The sequence below is a fragment of the Proteus penneri genome, from assembly GCF_022369495.1.
GTDB lineage: Bacteria > Pseudomonadota > Gammaproteobacteria > Enterobacterales > Enterobacteriaceae > Proteus > Proteus penneri.
The window spans coordinates 1,741,853-1,758,847 of the sequence record NZ_CP059690.1 but is presented as its reverse complement, the minus strand read 5'-3'; the positions used below and the strand labels follow the sequence as shown (position 1 = coordinate 1,758,847).

Genomic DNA, 16,995 nt, shown 5'->3' with positions numbered 1-16,995 from the left:
GAGCCGAGAGATATCCAATGAAACTAATCAATCTAAAAACCAGCACAGAAACTTATGAAAATGCCAAAGGTGAAAAAGAAACCCGTGAAGAATATCCATACGGGCTACGTATTTCACTTGAAAACGACACAATAGAAAAATTAGGTGTTTCTATTCCTGATGTTGGTGAAAGTATTGAGTTGTCTGCTGTTGCCAAAATACTGTCTAAATCCATTAATGAACGCGAAGGGAAGAAGTCAGTATATGTAGAGTTACAAATAACCGATCTGGCTCTAGGTGCCGGCGACACTAAATCAACGGCAGATGTTCTTTTTGATGGGGGTGAGTAATGGCCTCAGAAATTGAAATCTGCAATATTGCATTAAGTCGCATTGGTAATAGTCGTTCAATTAATAGTATGACTGAAGCCAGCAAAGAAGCTGTTCAATGCAATCTTCATTATGCGCAATGCCGTGATAGTGTGCTGGCCGATTTTCCTTGGAACTTTGCGACTAAAAAGGTGGCATTAGCCAATACAAATAATCCCCCACCTAATTGGGCGTATGCCTATCGCTATCCTAATGATTGTCTAAAAGCCATTGGCATTGTCGAACCTCATCAAAAGTACCGTAGACCAGATACAGCAATCCATTTTCATGTTGGTTCAGATGAAAACGGCACTGGTCGATTAATTTTTACTGATCATCCTAGTGCATGGCTTGAGTATGTTGCGCGTATTACTGACGTCAATATGTTTGATGCGTTATTTAAAGATGCCCTTGCATGGCGTTTAGCGGCTGAATTGGCTCGTCCATTGGCATCAAATGCGGGTATTGGTGGTGAGGCATTACAAATTTATCAAGGTGTTATTAAAAGCGCGGCCGCACATTCATTAAGTGAGTCAGCAGAGCCAACTGATTATATGGATGAATTCACACAAGCGAGGTTGTCATAATGCCATTTAGTCTTATTCAACCTAGTTTTTCAGGCGGTGAAATTGCACCAAGCCTATATGGTCGTGTTGATCTTGCGAAGTATTCAACCGCACTGCGCAAGTGCCATAACTTTATTGTTCGTCAATATGGTGGCGTTGAAAATAGACCAGGCACACGATTTATTGCTGAAACAAAGTATCAAAATAAGAAGTCTCGCCTTATTCCTTTCCAATTCAGTACAGTACAAACCTATGCGTTAGAGTTTGGTGATCGTTATATTCGTGTGTTTAAAGATGGTGGGCAGGTTCTCTATGCTGATGGTGAACATAAAGGCGAAGTGTTTGAATTAGCGACACCTTATAAAGAAGCTGATTTGTTTGATTTGAAGTATACGCAATCAGCCGATGTTATGACGATTGTTCATACTGATTATCCACCAATGGAGTTACAGCGTTACGATCATGATGATTGGAAGTTAGTCTCCGTTGAAACAAAGAATGGCCCCTTTGAAGATATCAATACCGATAAGGCAATGAAAGTTTATGCCAGTGCAAGCACGGGGAAAATTACGTTAACGTCTACGCATGATATTTTTGGTACCGAGCAAATAGGTAAGCAGTTCTATTTAGAGCAACGTGATATTGATGCGGTTCCTGTATGGGAAACAGATAAAACAACAAATCTCAATGATCAACGCCGTGCTGACAGTAACTACTATCGTGCCAACAGTGGCGGTAAAACAGGAACACTAAGGCCGTCTCACACGGAAGGAATAAGTTGGGATGGTTGGGGTGGTGATACTGGTATTCAGTGGGAATATCTTCATAGTGGTTTTGGTATCGTAAAAATTGAAACTGTAAGTGAAGATGGCAAAACAGCCACAGGAAAGGTGATCTCTTATATTCCATCCAATGCCGTTGGTGAAGATAACGCCAGCCATAAATGGGCGCGTGCAGTGTGGAATGATGTTGATGGTTATCCAAGCACCGTTGTTTATTATCAACAACGTTTATTCTTTGCTGGCTCTCGTGCCTATCCACAAACGATATGGGCCAGTCGTAGCGGTGACTATAAAGACTTTGGGCGCAATAATCCTATTCAGGATGATGATCGCATTATCTACACGTATGCAGGTCGTCAAGTTAATGAAATTCGCCATTTGATTGATGTCGGTTCGCTGGTGGCATTGACCTCTGGCGGTGAATATCAAATCACGGGTGATCAGAACAAAGTACTTACACCTTCCAGTTTTTCAATGTCATCACAAGGTGCTAACGGTTCAAGTGATTTACCGCCAATCTCTGTTGCGAACATTGCGCTTTATATACAAGAGAAAGGTAGTGCCGTGCGTGATTTATCGTATTCCTTTGATGTGGATGGGTATCAAGGCACTGACTTAACTATGTTGGCAAATCACCTATTTCAACGCCACCGTATTGTTGATTGGTCATTTACTACGGTTCCATATTCTATTGCATGGTGCATACGTGACGATGGGTTAATGCTGGCTTTAACCTATTTAAGAGAACAGCAAGTTTTTGCATGGGCGCCACAATCGACAGAAGGGAAATTTGAGTCCACGTGCTCGATCAGTGAAGGCAATGAAGATTCAGCCTATTTTATTGTTCAGCGTACAGTAAACGGTAAACAGGTTCGGTATATAGAACGATTGGCTAGCCGTTTATTTACTCGTACAGAAGATGCTTTCTTTGTGGATTCTGGCTTAAGTTATGACGGTAGAAACACAGATGATGTAAAAACAGCAACCCTGACGGGTGGATCGGGTGAGTGGAACTATCAAGAAAACTATCCATTAGTGATTTCAGGCGATCCAGTCTTTAGCGCTTCTGATATCGGTAGTGCCGTCAATATTCCTTATTTTGAAGATAATGAGCACAAAGAGCTTCGCTGTAAGATTGTTCAATATGTATCTGCAAATCAAGTGGTTATTTCTGCTAATCGCAACATTCCACCAGCATTACAAAATACGCCCACTACTGAATGGAGCATTGCCCGCTATCGCTTTTCTGGCTTAAATCATCTTGAAGGTAAGACGGTTAATATTCTTTCTGACGCTAACGTTTCACCACAGGCTATTGTCACCAATGGTGCAGTGGAAATTGATACACCATCAGCCGTAGTACATATCGGACTACCTATTACCAGTGAATTAGAAACGCTTGATATCCATATCAATGGGCAAGAAACATTACTTGATAAGAAGAAGCTTATTAAGGTTGCCAGATTAATTGTAAATAGTAGTCGGGGTATTTGGGCTGGTACTGAAAAAGAACGGTTATATGAGTATCCTCAACGTCAATTCGAGTTTTACGACAATCCTGTTGATGATGCCACAGGTATTGTTGAAATTAATTTAGATGCAGATTGGAGCAAAAACGGACGTGTCTTTATTAGACAGGTTGACCCGTTACCATTAGCGGTGCTCTCTGTTATTCCGCGTATTGATGCTGGTGGTTTCTAATATGAAAAAACATCATGTACAAATTATTCCTGCTACTCATGAACATATTGTTCGTTTATTGCCACATGTAAGACAAGCTGATGTTGATGAGTTCTACGCTATGTCGATGCAAACACCTGAACAGGTATTACGGCATGGCTTATCTGTTTCTACTAAAGCCTATTCCGGCATTATTAATGATGAGGTGGTGACTATTTTTGGTGTTGCTTCTGGCTCATTACTTACTGGTTTAGGTGTTCCTTGGTTGGTGGGAACTGATTTATTAGAGCAACACCAGAAAACCTTTCTACGGCGCTGTAAACCCATCTTAAAACAGATGTTAGGGCAATACACAACACTGATGAATTATGTCGATGAACGTAATCATATTGCTAAGGCTTGGCTCCATTGGTTGGGGTTTCAGATTGAAGAAGCAAAGCCAGCAGGTTTACTTCAGTTACCTTTTCATCGTTTTACATTGAGGGCTAAATAATGTGTGAACCAACAACATTAGCGGCAGCAGTAATTGGTACTTCTGCATTGCAAGCATACGGACAATATACCGATGGTAAATTTCAAGCATCAGTGGCTAATCAAAACGCCAAAATTAATGAAGATGCTGCGCTTGATGCAATTAATAAAGGCAACGCTCAGGCACAAGAACAGCGTAGACGTACTCGCCAATTAGCCGGCACACAGGCGGCAACAATGTCAGCCAGTGGCATTGATTTAAGTACTGCAGGTGCTTTAGATATTTTGGGTGATACAGCAGCTATGGGCGAGCTTGATGCGTTAACTATGGTTAATAACGCTTCTCGTGAAGCGTATGGCTATCGTATGCAAGCTGAGAATGATCGCCTTAATGCAAAAATGGCAAGACGCTCAGGCAATATGGGGGCAATGACAACGTTATTAACAGCACCTATTCAAGCTTATGGTGCGTATCAGCTGGCTGGTGGTACATGGAGTCCATTCGGTGGTGGTGGCTCAGGTGCTGCGAAAGCGGGTAAGACATTTGCTAAAGCACCAAAAGGATTTTAATTATGCCAAAGGTTCCTACATACGATAATAGAACGGTTATGCCTGAGCAGTTACCAAATAATGGGTTTTCTGTTCAATCATCACCAGATGCTTTTGGCGCGGGCTTTGGTCGTGTTGGTGAGCAATATGTTGGTTTATTTGCAGAAGCAAAACAAAGAGCCAATGTTGCACTGGCGCAAGATGCCGCATTACAGCTACGACAGAAAGCCAACGAACTGATGACCGATCCACAAAATGGATTACTTTCTCAACAAGGTAAAAATGCGATTGGTAAAGCGTCTGAGTATGAGCAGTCATTTCGTGATTATGCTGGTGAAATATCATCAACATTACCTGACGATATTGTTCGACAAAGCTTTATGCAACAAGCGCAAGAAATGGGTGTTCAGTTTGCATCACAAGCGAATCGTCATGAGATGGGGCAAATCAAAGCTTATGAACAAGATCAGTTTCAATCAACGCTAACATTAAATGCAGAGTCTGCCGCATCAATGTACGGAGATAATCAGGTTTATATCTCTGCACATAAACAAGTGTTTCAGCAAATAGAAGAGTTTGGATTATCACACGGTTGGGGTGAAGAGCAGATCCTCGCCAAGAAACAAGAATTCAAAGTGGCAACTGCTCGTAAAGCGATTGAAAATCAACTCGGTGCTGATTATATGGGGTTCTTAGAACGAAATGGAGAACCTTCAAGCCTTGGTGGTGCTACCAGAAATAATGCGTTCTATGGTGGTACTGTTAGTAAAGTTAAAGGAATGACCCAGCAGGGCAATATTAACTTACTCAATAGACCAACAGTTAAAAACGAAGACGGCTCAATTAGTACAGTAAGAACGATTTCTATTGGTACTGATGATGGTGAAGTGCTAATACCTACCGTAAGTGACGATGGCAAGCTGTTATCTGATGATGAAGCCATTGCGTTATACGAGCAAACAGGTAAGCACTTAGGAATTTTTGATAACCCAGAAGATGCAACTGCTTACGCTGATAATCTGCATAAACAGCAAGAGAATATGTATACACCTAGTAACGGTGATACAAGAGGTGTTAGAAACAACAACCCTGGTAATATTCGTATATCTAGCAATAAATGGGTAGGGCAAACCGGTGATGATGGTGCATTTGCTAAGTTTGCCACACCTGAGCACGGAATTAGAGCATTAGGTAAAAATCTACTTTCTTATGCTCGACAGGGTTTTGTTACACCAGAGCAGATCATTAATCGTTGGGCGCCACCAGAAGATAATAATGATACTCAGGCATACATTGAGTATGTATCTGATTACCTCGGTGTTGCACCTAATCAGCCATTAGACTTAACGAATTTAGATACCTTAACGCATTTATCGACAGCGATAATGTATAAAGAGAATGGGCGTAACCGTGTTAATTACACTGATGAGCAGATAGCAACAGGCATACAGTCAGCACTTGGTTTTGTTGAATTACAAGCGACATCAGAAGCACCAAAACTATTAACTGGATCTGCCGCTTTCGATGCCTTAGATGAAGCTGACCAAGCAAAATATTTACGACAAGCAGAACAGCTACGTAAGCAAAAGCAAGGTGAGTTACAGCAACAATTTGGTACTCGTGTCGCTGACTCTTACGCAGCATGGGAAAGAGGACTTGAAGCACCTAATGCGCCTACTCATGATGAATTAATCTCTGCGTTTGGTTATGACAAAGGTTCAGCTATGTCTGCTGATATGCAAGAAGCTAAGCGTTATGCTGGTTTTATGTCAGCAGCTAAAGAGATGTCTCCACAAGCACAGCAGGCTTTGTTATCTCAAATCAGACCACAAACGGGCGAAGCAAACTACGAAAGCAAAATTCAACGTTGGGAGAAATTTGGTAAGTTCGTTGAAGGTAATATCAAGGAACAAGATAAGCAGTTTGCTGCTAACCGATTACAACTTTCAATACAAAATAACTTTCCGCTTGATCCTAATAATAAGAATAATCAGCAGGCAGCAGATGATTACTTTGAACAACATATTCAGCAGAGCTTTAATTTACGTGATGATAATAGCTTAAATGCCGTTGCTGAACTTACAGCAAGAACAGGGATTATCCCATCACAAGTTAAGTCTGTATTGAATATGGGGGCAACGTCTAAAGATCCTGAAGTTGTTCTTCCTATCGCGAAAATGTATGGGCAGATATTTGATAACAATCCGGCATCAGCGACTGATATTCCATCAAGCACAATGGCGTATTACTCAAAAGTATATAGTTTAAGTCGAGCTGGTATGCCTGATGAGAAAGCGGTAGAAACTGCATTTAAGACGACATTTGAACAAGATGAACGCACTAAGCAAATGATCGCTTCTCAAATCAGGGATAAAGGATATATCAAGGATAGAGATAAAGCAGCGCAATCTAATATCAATGATTTTTACCCTTGGTATAAACCATTTTCTTCACCAAGCGTTAGTAAGCCTGGTACTCAAAATGGCGCTTACTTACGTGACTATCAAACACTGTATGACGCTAACTTTGCTGAAACAGGCGGTGACGCAGAACTAGCCAAGAAAATGACCAACGCTCAAATTAAAAGAACGTGGGCGGTATCTAATATCAATGGCAGTGAAGAGGTTATGCGTTATGCACCCGAAGCCGTATACGGTATTAATGAATCAGGTGCTGGCAACTGGATCGCTGGACAATGGGAAGAAGAGAAAAAGCAATTAATGTCTAAGTCATTTGGTGGCGCTTCTTCTGGCACTGAAATCGTTATTGTCTCTGATGCAGTGACTCCCAGAGATTACAGCTACGGCATAATGATAAAACAAACCGGTAGTGATGATATCCCTATTTATCGCCCATACACGGGAGATAACGGTTTACCTATTCGCTTTAAACCAGAACAGTCATCATCACCAATGTATAAAGAGGTAATGGAAAAACGCCAGCAAAGCGTTAAGGAAGCTCAGGATAAAAGGGAACGAGAAGAAGCATTGGATAAATCGCGCTCAGAATTTGATGAACGTCGTCAAAGTATCCGTGAGCAATATAAAGAAGCTCACAATGAGCGAGTAAATAAATTCAATAATTATTTTTCTTGGGATAAAAACTGATGCCTATTTACGAACAACAACCTGATGATATTTTATCTGCGGATATTAATGCTGTTCAGCAAACTGAACCTACTTACGGTGATAATGTTTCACCGTCTTGGTATGACCCTATTAATCCGCTTGATGATAGAAGGCAAACTAAAGAATTACGTGATGCGGCGTTTCGTATCGATAACTCAGTGGGTAGCTTGATTGCTACTGCACCTTTTAATCAATTTGAAGATGTAGAAGGCTATAACCCATTTGAAGATGAATTAACGCTTTCAGGCTATGAAGACTATGCCGATGCCTTTATTCATTCAAACTCTCCTCAAGAAACCGCTGTAATAAAACAACGCATTGATCGTGAGAAGAATGATAGACAGCAATTAATGGATTCAGGTGGTGCCGGTATTGTGAGTAGCATAGCTATGGGGGTTATTGATCCAATTAATGTCGCTGCAATGATGATACCAGGTGGTGCAATAGTAAAAGGCGGTAGTGTTGGTGCAACAGCAGGTAAGTTTGCATTGGCAAATACTGCTGGTGGCGTAGCTTCTGAAATGGCATTACATAGTACCCAAGAAACACGAACATTAACTGAGAGTGCGATTAACGTTACGCTGGATGCCATGATAGGCGGAACCTTAGGTTCAGCTGCGCAATTAGTTAGAAATCGAGGTGAGTTAATTAATAAAGTTAGAAATGACATTATTGAACCTCAACCAAGTAATAATCCACCAGCCAATCAATCTGGTGATCGAAGCATTGGTGCTGCGGAAGTTGCTAATACCACACTTGAACAAGAGACACTAAAAGGCCCCTCTTTTGTTAATAGAACAATGATGGTTAGCCCTGTTGGCCGTGTTGCTCAATCACCATCTAAAACAGCGCGCCAAATTAACCAACAACTCACAGAAAACAACTTTACCTTTGCTAAAAATGAAGAAGGTATTGCGACATTTACCGCTGTTGAAACAAAAGTGAGAGGTTATGAAACACTTGTTTATAAGCAAGTAGAATCGACGAAAGACCACTTTAAACAGTATCGTCAATCTGGTGGCCGTGATATGAGCTATTACCAATTTAGTGAAGCTGTTGGTGATGCTATGCGTAACGGTGATACTCATGCGATACCACAAATTGCTGAGGCGGCACGTTCTATTAGACCTATTGTCGAAGCAACCAAAGATAGAATGGTTGAATTAGGGATCTTGCGTGAAGGTGTAAAGGTGACAACGGCACAAAGCTATTTCCCTCGTATTTATAAATTCGACAAAATTTTAAATGATCGTACTGAATTTAAGAAAATCATTGCTGACTGGTTAGAAGAGATTAATCAAACCTCGATAAATAAAGCCAAAGGTAGCCTTGATCGTGCTGAAATCGGTATTGATAAAGCACGTAACGCTTCACCACAAGCTGAACGTTTAGGGCTTGAGATTAAAGAGGCTGAGAGTTGGTCAGGTAAAAAATCTTTGTTGATGGATGATATTAATAAATATCAAAAAATCATTAATGAAAAGAACGCGGTAGAAGTTGAGCTAAATTCACTTTCTAACCTTACTAAGCTAAATAAAACACAAACAAGAAGACAGGCAACATTACAAAGAAAGTTACAACGTATTAATGATGCTGAGAATAAATTACCTGCGTTACAACGTAGTGTTGATATTCTTGATAATCCTCGCAAGTTTAGGAATGAACATCGTCGTTTAACACGAACAGCGAATTCATTAACTCGCCATGACAGAATTAGACAATCAGCATTAAATCGCATGACACCTTTAGAGCGTGAAGAGTTAGATGCGGCAGCAGATGATATCGTTAATAAAATTATCGGTGCCCCGTCTGGCATTGTACCCAGTGAACTGATCCCTGATGGATTAGTTAAGCGTGCTGGTTTTACAAAAGATAGAACGCTAAACATTCCTGATGAACGCATTAAAGACTATCTCGAATCAGATGTTAACTATGTGATGGAAAACTATATTCGCCAAGTTGCGCCTGAAATTGAACTCACGGCTAAATTTGGCCGTGTTGATATGGATAATCAAATCAAAGCGATTACAGAGGAATATAACCAACTTATTGCTGATGCAACCACACCTAAAGAACGCAGTCGATTAGAAGCACGAAGAGAGGCGGATCTACGTGATATTCGCGCGATGCGTGACCGTCTACTAGGAACCTACGGAGCACCTAAAGATCCCTCTACTTTCTTTGTTCGTGCTGGTCGTGTGGCTCGTCACGTTAACTTCTTACGTTTATTAGGTGGCATGACAATATCATCGTTGCCTGATATGGCTCGTCCGATTATGCAACACGGTTTACGTAGTGCGTTAAAACCATTGGGTAAGATGCTAACTGATATCGGCGCTATGCGTATTGCTAAAGCTGATTTGCGTGAAATGGGTATTGGTCTTGAATATGTATTATCCAGTCGTTCTAAGGTGATTGCTGACCTTAATGATCCCTATAGCAGACGTAGCTATTTAGAACGTGGTTTACAATGGTCATCACAGAAATTTGGCAATCTTACGTTGATGAACCAATACACTGACACGATGAAAATGTGGTCTGGTGTTATTACTCAATCTAAGGTGCTGAGAGCAGCAAACACTTTAGATGCTGGTGGTTCGTTAAGTAAACGAGAAATAAAGAAACTGGCTCATATTGGTATTGATGAATCAATGCTAAAGCGTATAGCAGATCAGTTTAAGCGACACGGTGAAGACTTAGACGGCATGTTAACAGGGCATAGCCACTTATGGGATGATCGTGTTGTGCGTGAAACATTTCAGGCAGCAGTATTAAAAGATGTAAGAACTACTGTGATCACACCGGGCATTGGTGATACACCATTAATGATGAGTAGTGAATTAGGTAAGATAGTTATGCAGTTTAAAACCTTTTTCTTTGCTACTCACAATAGAGCGTTGGTCTCAGGCATACAATCGGGTGATGCATCATTTTACTATGGTGCATTGCTTCAGGTTGCACTTGGATCCCTAGTCTATGTTCTCAAAGCCAAAATGGCAGGACGAGATATTAATACCGAACCAGCTAACTTAGTAAAAGAGGGTTTAGACTGGTCAGGAATGATGGGATGGCTAGGTGAGCCTAACAACGTATTGGAAAACCTTAGCGGTGGTACTTATGGTATGAGTGCTATGTTTGGTGGGCCACCAGCATCACGTTATCAAAGCCGTAATGGAATTGGTGCATTATTAGGGCCTACATTTGACCTCGGTGGTGATATTAAAAACATTACATCAGGTGTATTAAATGGTGAGTTTGATGATAGAGAAGTGCGATCTGTACGCAAACTATTACCTTTCCAAAACTTGTTTTATTTGTCACCATTATTGAATCAGGTTGAGGAGCAGATGAAATAGAGTAAACGCCATGTGGAATAAAGATAAGTTATTAAAAATACAGAAAGATTATGATGATGCAATGCTTAGTTATAATACAGCAAAATATATTCTTATTGCCTGTATTTTTGGTGTATTTATGAGCTTTATCTTTCCACGTGGCGGAACTATATTATTTGTTTTTGTGACAATAGGCTTATGTTTGTACTTTTTTCACTGTAAAGACAAGCTCAAAAAAGCAGAGTTGGTAATGGATGATGCTTGTAAAAGTCTTTTTGGTAAGAAATATAAAGAATCAAAAAGTGATTTTATTAACGAAATATATAAATAGCACCGCTTAAGCGGTGCATTGTTCTCATTTCTTTAATTCAGCTAAAATACATTCCACCAACGGTATTATATTTTTATTGCCTCTCATCTTTTGAACTATAAAGTTTCTCATTGCTATCAGTTCTACAAGCGGAGCTGATACATCATGACCATCGCTTTCCATCTTTGTTAAAAGTGCTTCAAGGTTTGATTTTGTAATTAACTTTTCAATCCCTTCATCGGTATTCACTACATCTGGATAGTTAGCTGGTGCAGGGTATTTATACTTCTTTTCCATGGCTAAAGTCCTCACTAATGAAAATAATTACGTAAACTATAATAATGTAAATGCATTAAAATATTCATCTAAATGGTTAATTTAATTTTTTATTTGATAACCATTATTGCAAATATGGATATATTTTGTAGTTAAAAGTATCATATCCTCATTAACACCAGAGGAGATGAGCAATGACGGTATCTACTGAGCTAAGCCATGAAGAGTATGTAGGTAATGGCGTAACAACGGATTTTGATTTCCGCTTCCGTATCTTTGAAAGTAAGCATTTGATCGTGGTGGTTGCTGACAGTGACGGCAATGAAACAACATTAAAGAATGGCACTGATTACACTATTGTTGGTGCTGGTTCTTATCATGGCGGTAAGGTGGTTTTAAATAAACCTTTAGCTCAAGGCTGGAAGATATTATTAGAACGCGATTTACCTGTTGTACAAGAAACTGACTTACGCAATCAGGGGAAATTTTTTGCTGAAGTACATGAAGATGCCTTTGATTATTTAACGATGTTAATTCAAAAAGCATTAGGCACTTTCTCTTTAAGCCTACGCAAACCCACCTATTTATCGAACTACTATGATGCTAAAGGAAATCGTATTGCTAATTTAGCATCGCCTAAAGTAGGTACTGATGCAGCTAATAAAGACTATGTTGATAACAGTATTAAGTATATTGATAGTAAGACATTAAGGGTGAATGATAAGGATATACCAGCATTACCATCAGCTGAGCAACGCAGAAATAAGCAACTTGGATTTGATAATGAAGGCTATCCTCAATTACTTGATCCTGCTGAAACTGGTTCGCTTGGTTATGTACTTGTTGATTCTTTTGAGAAAGGCGCGGAGATAACCACACGGTATCAGGCGTTACATTGGGAAAGTAATGGAGAATATTATCGTTGGGATGGTGATTTACCTAAATATGTTCCATCAAACTCAAACCCTGAAGATTCAGGTGGGATTGGATTAGGTAAATGGGTAAGTATTGGTGATAGCAGTATAAGAAATGATTTGGGTATAATAATAAAGCGGTTTAATACATTTTTGTTAGTTAAAACTGAAAAACATCAAGTCGGAGATATATTTGAAACGCTTGGATATTATAATTTATTTGATAACGGGGCGTGTAGATATGAAGTTGTTGGTTTTTTAAATAAAAATGAAATATCAATACATTTATATGATGATTTATATGCAAAACCAATAATAAAGGACAATTCTGTATATTTAGAGCAGCTTGGTGGTAAAGCTGATAACTTTTTTGATAATTGGTCTATTTATTACAATATCTATAAATACAATCTTAAAATAGAACATCCATTAAAAATAAATTTTAATGGGGATTACTTCTTTTCAAAACCAATTATATTATGTGATTACATGTCATTTGATGGAGGACAAGCAAGATCTACATTATGGTTTGATACTGAAGGTAGACTTCCAAAAGAAGATATTTTTACAAAATCAATAACAGCTTATAAAAATGAAATATTTGATTATACCAAGATTAATGCTCAATTGTTTTTTATAAATAAAAATGAAGGTGAGTATTGTCGTGGTGTTAATTTACTAAATATAAGCACTAGGTATACGGACAATATTCATACTAACGATAACTACGGTGATTATTGTTTATATTCTAAATATCTTACAGGGAGTGAATTAAATAACTGCAAATTTAGCGATGGCAAGATAATACATTTTTCAAATAACATGTATATAAATAAATTTACTAATGTATATTATTATGGGCATTATGAAACAAGGTGGGATATAGGAAGTTGCGGCGTTTATTGCATGGAGCCTGAGGTTGGATTTGGAGGTGGAACAACAAATACTTGGATTAACTGCGGATCTGCTAGGTGTTATACTGGTTTTAAGATAACAGGAATGAATTATAGTAATCTAATATCTTGTTATTCAGAAGGATCAACAAAAATTTGCATTGACTTTAATAGATGCAATATAAATATTCGTTCTTTTGGTGTTGAAAATGTAAATAATGAAAATGGCGGAATGTTTAGATTTAGGGAGTCTAACTCAATAGTTGATCTGATTGATTTCGCTTATAAAAATTCAATATTATCTGATTCATTAATATATTGCATTGATAATAGCAATGTTGTAATCGGTTCTATTGTATCAAAAAGCTTATTAATTGGTGATGAGGTTGGTGTGGCTTGGGTGCAATTAGGCTCATCACTAACAATAAATAATTCAGATAATTTTTTAAATAAATTTAAAAAAATAGGTGATATACTTTCAGGAAATATTTATATCGATAAAACTTTTAATAAAAAAGTTGATGTATTAATAAATGGTGTAAATTCTGGGAAGACCCTTGATGTTTATTATAAATATATGGGAGATAGATTTAATGTTAAATTAAGTGGAATATTAGATATCAGTGGGTCTGGTGAGGTAACATTATCTCCAATAAATATTAATTGGTCTGGAGTTTTATATTCATTCATACAGGGATCATCTATACCCTCATGTGTTAGTTTTTCAAGAAATAGTATCAAATTAATAAATGGATATACAGGAGACCCTTGGGTATATAACGAAAAACAAAAAAGAATTGAGTGCTCTGGATTTATTTAGATTAAAAAAATAAAGCAACATTATTTATACATGTTGCTTTATTTGATTGCAAATCAAGATAATATATTTTTCTTATCAAAAAATCTTACTGTTTTTGTAAGGATAATACTAACTAATAATGTTGTAAAGAACACACAAAAAAACCATAATGGGTTATAGTTATAATATTTTGTTATATCAATTATAAAAGACAATATTACTGCATGAAATCCATAAATACCTAATGAATAGTTAGATATATGACTTACTATTTTTATTTCCTTTGTATTTTTTGATAATGTAAAGAAGAATAAAAAGATAGATATTGATGATAAAAACACTAACGGGGTTGTATATCCATAAAATATAACATTTGTTTTTCCTTCATTATCACTTATAATATTTGTCAAAAATGCAATTAATGATGATGATAAAATAAAAAATAATAAAGATAATGAATTAATTAATTTTTCTTTTTTTATTACAATAAAATTAAATGCCCCTCCTAAAATTGCATACATAAAACACCCAGAAAACATATCTACGAACATGAAGTTATTTTTCACATTTATTCCAAATAATGTGGTCAAATTATTAGATTTAATGTTAAAAAAAATAAACAATATTGGAATTATAAAGAGTATTTTTTTTGCGTTTTCTTGTCTTACTTTTATTATCATCATGAATAGATATATTGGTATTAGCATATAGAAAAACCATAAATGAAAAAATATCGGTTTTTCTAAAAGATTAAATGATGGAAATGAATCTCTCATATTAATTAAATAATATATATAATTAGCAATAAATCCAATTACACTATAAAAAAATAGAGATAAAATTACTTTTATTAAATGTTTATTTTTTGGTTCTCTATCTGATAGGAATAGGAAACCAGAAATCATAAAAAATAATGGAACGCATGCTCTTGAAAATGAATCTAAAATATTACCAAACATCCAGTTATGATAATTGCTATTGTATGTATTGACAACATATGAGCCGGATATATGTAATACAATTACAGATATGCAAGCAAAGAACCTCACAAAGTCTAACCAAATTATCCTATTATAAGAATTCATTCATTCCTACCTTAAATTAATATAATTTTATGTAATTTTATCAGCAAGATGAGACATATTCATTAATTACATGAGAAATGAAATTTTATTGTATAATAATTGCATCAATATAATTCTTTGTGGTTTTTTGGTTATCTTGTCTATTGTGTAGTATCATGATTATTCATTAATCACTGGTACTACACTCATGCAAGAAGATGTCTACACAAAAGCTGGGATCGGCACTACTGCTTTTCTTGGTTACTTCGCAGGGCTTCCAGCAGAAGTTGTTATGGGTTCACTGTTGGGGGCCATCTTCTTTACTACTGCTGCTACTGAATATAGCTTTAAACGTAGATCACTATTGGCTTTTCTGAGTTTCATTTGTGGTCTTATATTCTTTAGCCCCGCAGCAACTATATTTATTTCTGTTACTGGCCTTTTCGGTGTGAAACCGGAGCAATACGAAATCGAACATATCGATGCCGTAGGTGCTTTTGTTTCCGCTTTGCTTGTGGTTAAGTTAAGCGTAAAAGCATACGGAAGGGCTGATATACCGAAACAAGGAGGGCAACAATGAAATGCGAAACATTGCTCACTATTGTTAATGCCATCATCTGTACTGTCATATTTCTACGTGTGTTCTATTTTAAACGTGACGGCAGACAACACTGTAAAAAAGGTGGATGGTTAGCTTTCCTCATTCTTGCTTACTCTTCAAGCGTACCTATTCGCGCTTACTTCGATCCTAATTATCACGCTGATATCTACAACATCTTTGCCAATATCCTGATCTGCACAACGTTGCTGATCAGTAAGGGCAATGTCATCAAGTTTATAAAGGGGTGAATATGTCATTAGTCGATAAACAAAATACGTTTACAGGGATGGTTGCAAAGCTGATCACCTTTGCTCAGCAGAAGGGATATAAGCTGACGTTTGGTGAGGCTTATCGTACCGAAGAACAAGCTAAATTAAATGCAAAGAAAGGATCGGGTATTAGCAACAGTCTACATACTCAACGTTTAGCAGTCGATTTCAACCTATTCGATACTAATGGAAAATACCTTACAGCCACCAGCGACTATAAAGAACTGGGTGAGTATTGGGAATCATTAGGTGGAAGTTGGGGCGGGCGTTTTAAAACTCGTCCTGATGGCAATCATTTTTCATTAGAGCACAATGGGGTTCGTTAATGAATAAAACCGTCATAGCGTTAATTGCTTTGGCTGTTTCCTTTACCGCTGGCTTTGTTGCTGGCGGTATTTATTTTGATAACCGAGCAATGAATAAACAGATTGCAGGTAATCAATTAGATGAAAAGGATGTGGCCACAAATATTGAACTGCGTAAACAAGCAGACAATGAACAGCAGAATAGGCTGGAGATATACCATGACGCACAACAGCATGATACGATACGCACAGATGCTATGCTTGATCGTGTTCTTAATCACTTTGACAGGGTGCAGTTCTCAAACGGTACCACGCAAACAGAAGTTGCAAGTACCGATAACGCCAATACCTGCCGAGTTGAGAAAGCCAAAGCCAGTGAACTTTCTCGACAACTACGAGAAACACTTGAACGATATGGGCGTGAAGCTCAGCGCGCAGATGAAAATACAAGAACACTCAACCTCTGTATTTCAGAGCTGGAAGCAAAGGAAAAACTCCTCAATTCTTACCGATGAAAAAGTAGACAGATTTCATAATGACGGTATCGGTGACGGTGTTAGTGATATCTAATTTAACTATAATTTATATTTATCAGTAAGTTAAGTTACTAGAATATAATTGAGTGGGAATAAAATACCGTTTATCAGCAATAGTTGATAAAGGTTAAAAAACTAAGAGCCATCAGTAAGTTACTGGTGGCTTTTTT

General features: G+C 37.6%; 15 protein-coding genes. 13 read left to right on the top strand and 2 right to left on the bottom strand.

Annotated features, from left to right (window positions below):
• Positions 1-17 precede the first annotated feature (17 nt).
• From gp10 to H1225_RS08000, 8 genes are read left to right on the top strand one after another with little or no spacing between them, the layout of a single operon-like run.
• Positions 18-329 carry a capsid staple protein gene (gene gp10, locus H1225_RS08035; protein WP_004243343.1) on the top strand — a complete coding sequence of 104 codons (312 nt, stop codon included), beginning with the start codon at positions 18-20 and terminating at the stop codon, positions 327-329.
• Complete coding sequence (locus tag H1225_RS08030) at positions 329-934, top strand: phage connector family protein (RefSeq protein ID WP_004243342.1); 606 nt, start codon at positions 329-331, stop codon at positions 932-934. Before gp10 ends, H1225_RS08030 begins: the two co-directional genes overlap by 1 nt.
• Positions 934-3,396 (top strand): phage tail protein, encoded by a 2,463-nt coding sequence (locus H1225_RS08025; protein ID WP_239739640.1) that lies wholly within the window; start codon positions 934-936, stop codon positions 3,394-3,396. Before H1225_RS08030 ends, H1225_RS08025 begins: the two co-directional genes overlap by 1 nt.
• Position 3,397: 1 nt before the next feature.
• The gene (locus H1225_RS08020) at positions 3,398-3,868 is read left to right on the top strand and encodes a hypothetical protein (RefSeq protein ID WP_239739638.1); all 471 of its coding nucleotides are present in this window, start codon (positions 3,398-3,400) and stop codon (positions 3,866-3,868) included.
• Complete coding sequence (locus tag H1225_RS08015) at positions 3,868-4,416, top strand: hypothetical protein (RefSeq protein WP_004243338.1); 549 nt, start codon at positions 3,868-3,870, stop codon at positions 4,414-4,416. The genes H1225_RS08020 and H1225_RS08015 overlap by 1 nt, the downstream gene beginning before the upstream one ends.
• Positions 4,417-4,418: 2 nt before the next feature.
• Positions 4,419-7,502 carry a hypothetical protein gene (locus H1225_RS08010; RefSeq protein ID WP_239739636.1) on the top strand — a complete coding sequence of 1,028 codons (3,084 nt, stop codon included), beginning with the start codon at positions 4,419-4,421 and terminating at the stop codon, positions 7,500-7,502.
• A complete protein-coding gene (locus H1225_RS08005; RefSeq protein WP_239739634.1) occupies positions 7,502-10,879 on the top strand; it encodes a hypothetical protein in 3,378 nt (1,125 codons plus the stop codon). Before H1225_RS08010 ends, H1225_RS08005 begins: the two co-directional genes overlap by 1 nt.
• 10 nt (positions 10,880-10,889) lie before the next feature.
• Positions 10,890-11,189 (top strand): hypothetical protein, encoded by a 300-nt coding sequence (locus H1225_RS08000; RefSeq protein ID WP_004243333.1) that lies wholly within the window; start codon positions 10,890-10,892, stop codon positions 11,187-11,189.
• 24 nt (positions 11,190-11,213) lie between these two features.
• Here H1225_RS08000 and H1225_RS07995 read toward each other — a convergent pair whose 3' ends face one another.
• Positions 11,214-11,465 carry a hypothetical protein gene (locus H1225_RS07995; RefSeq protein WP_239739632.1) on the bottom strand — a complete coding sequence of 84 codons (252 nt, stop codon included), beginning with the start codon at positions 11,463-11,465 and terminating at the stop codon, positions 11,214-11,216.
• A gap of 173 nt (positions 11,466-11,638) precedes the next feature.
• Here H1225_RS07995 and H1225_RS07990 point away from each other — a divergent pair, with 173 nt between their 5' ends.
• Positions 11,639-14,071 (top strand): tail fiber/spike domain-containing protein, encoded by a 2,433-nt coding sequence (locus H1225_RS07990; protein WP_239739630.1) that lies wholly within the window; start codon positions 11,639-11,641, stop codon positions 14,069-14,071.
• 53 nt (positions 14,072-14,124) lie between these two features.
• Here the strand turns inward: H1225_RS07990 and H1225_RS07985 are convergent, their stop codons facing one another.
• Entirely contained in the window at positions 14,125-15,135 is a 1,011-nt protein-coding gene (locus H1225_RS07985; RefSeq protein WP_239739628.1) for an acyltransferase, read from the bottom strand.
• A gap of 187 nt (positions 15,136-15,322) precedes the next feature.
• On the opposite strand from H1225_RS07985, the gene H1225_RS07980 reads away from it, so the two are divergent.
• From H1225_RS07980 to H1225_RS07965, 4 genes are read left to right on the top strand one after another with little or no spacing between them, the layout of a single operon-like run.
• Complete coding sequence (locus H1225_RS07980; protein ID WP_135000018.1) at positions 15,323-15,694, top strand: putative holin; 372 nt, start codon at positions 15,323-15,325, stop codon at positions 15,692-15,694.
• Positions 15,691-15,963: a phage holin family protein gene (locus tag H1225_RS07975; protein WP_064505776.1), complete on the top strand. Its 273-nt coding sequence runs from the start codon at positions 15,691-15,693 to the stop codon at positions 15,961-15,963. Before H1225_RS07980 ends, H1225_RS07975 begins: the two co-directional genes overlap by 4 nt.
• Before the next feature lie 2 nt (positions 15,964-15,965).
• Positions 15,966-16,310 (top strand): M15 family metallopeptidase, encoded by a 345-nt coding sequence (locus tag H1225_RS07970; RefSeq protein WP_196540371.1) that lies wholly within the window; start codon positions 15,966-15,968, stop codon positions 16,308-16,310.
• On the top strand, positions 16,310-16,804 hold the full coding sequence (locus H1225_RS07965) for a hypothetical protein (RefSeq protein ID WP_239739627.1): 495 nt from the start codon (positions 16,310-16,312) through the stop codon (positions 16,802-16,804). The genes H1225_RS07970 and H1225_RS07965 overlap by 1 nt, the downstream gene beginning before the upstream one ends.
• The last annotated feature ends 191 nt before the right edge of the window (positions 16,805-16,995 follow it).

Bases quoted from the DNA above. Each gene is read 5' to 3' on its own strand.
- gp10 (WP_004243343.1), top strand. From the start codon at position 18: ATGAAACTAATCAATCTAAAAACCAGCACAGAAACTTATGAAAATGCC.
- H1225_RS08030 (WP_004243342.1), top strand. From the start codon at position 329: ATGGCCTCAGAAATTGAAATCTGCAATATTGCATTAAGTCGCATTGGT.
- H1225_RS08025 (WP_239739640.1), top strand. From the start codon at position 934: ATGCCATTTAGTCTTATTCAACCTAGTTTTTCAGGCGGTGAAATTGCA.
- H1225_RS08020 (WP_239739638.1), top strand. From the start codon at position 3,398: ATGAAAAAACATCATGTACAAATTATTCCTGCTACTCATGAACATATT.
- H1225_RS08015 (WP_004243338.1), top strand. From the start codon at position 3,868: ATGTGTGAACCAACAACATTAGCGGCAGCAGTAATTGGTACTTCTGCA.
- H1225_RS08010 (WP_239739636.1), top strand. From the start codon at position 4,419: ATGCCAAAGGTTCCTACATACGATAATAGAACGGTTATGCCTGAGCAG.
- H1225_RS08005 (WP_239739634.1), top strand. From the start codon at position 7,502: ATGCCTATTTACGAACAACAACCTGATGATATTTTATCTGCGGATATT.
- H1225_RS08000 (WP_004243333.1), top strand. From the start codon at position 10,890: ATGTGGAATAAAGATAAGTTATTAAAAATACAGAAAGATTATGATGAT.
- H1225_RS07995 (WP_239739632.1), bottom strand. From the start codon at position 11,465: ATGGAAAAGAAGTATAAATACCCTGCACCAGCTAACTATCCAGATGTA.
- H1225_RS07990 (WP_239739630.1), top strand. From the start codon at position 11,639: ATGACGGTATCTACTGAGCTAAGCCATGAAGAGTATGTAGGTAATGGC.
- H1225_RS07985 (WP_239739628.1), bottom strand. From the start codon at position 15,135: ATGAATTCTTATAATAGGATAATTTGGTTAGACTTTGTGAGGTTCTTT.
- H1225_RS07980 (WP_135000018.1), top strand. From the start codon at position 15,323: ATGCAAGAAGATGTCTACACAAAAGCTGGGATCGGCACTACTGCTTTT.
- H1225_RS07975 (WP_064505776.1), top strand. From the start codon at position 15,691: ATGAAATGCGAAACATTGCTCACTATTGTTAATGCCATCATCTGTACT.
- H1225_RS07970 (WP_196540371.1), top strand. From the start codon at position 15,966: ATGTCATTAGTCGATAAACAAAATACGTTTACAGGGATGGTTGCAAAG.
- H1225_RS07965 (WP_239739627.1), top strand. From the start codon at position 16,310: ATGAATAAAACCGTCATAGCGTTAATTGCTTTGGCTGTTTCCTTTACC.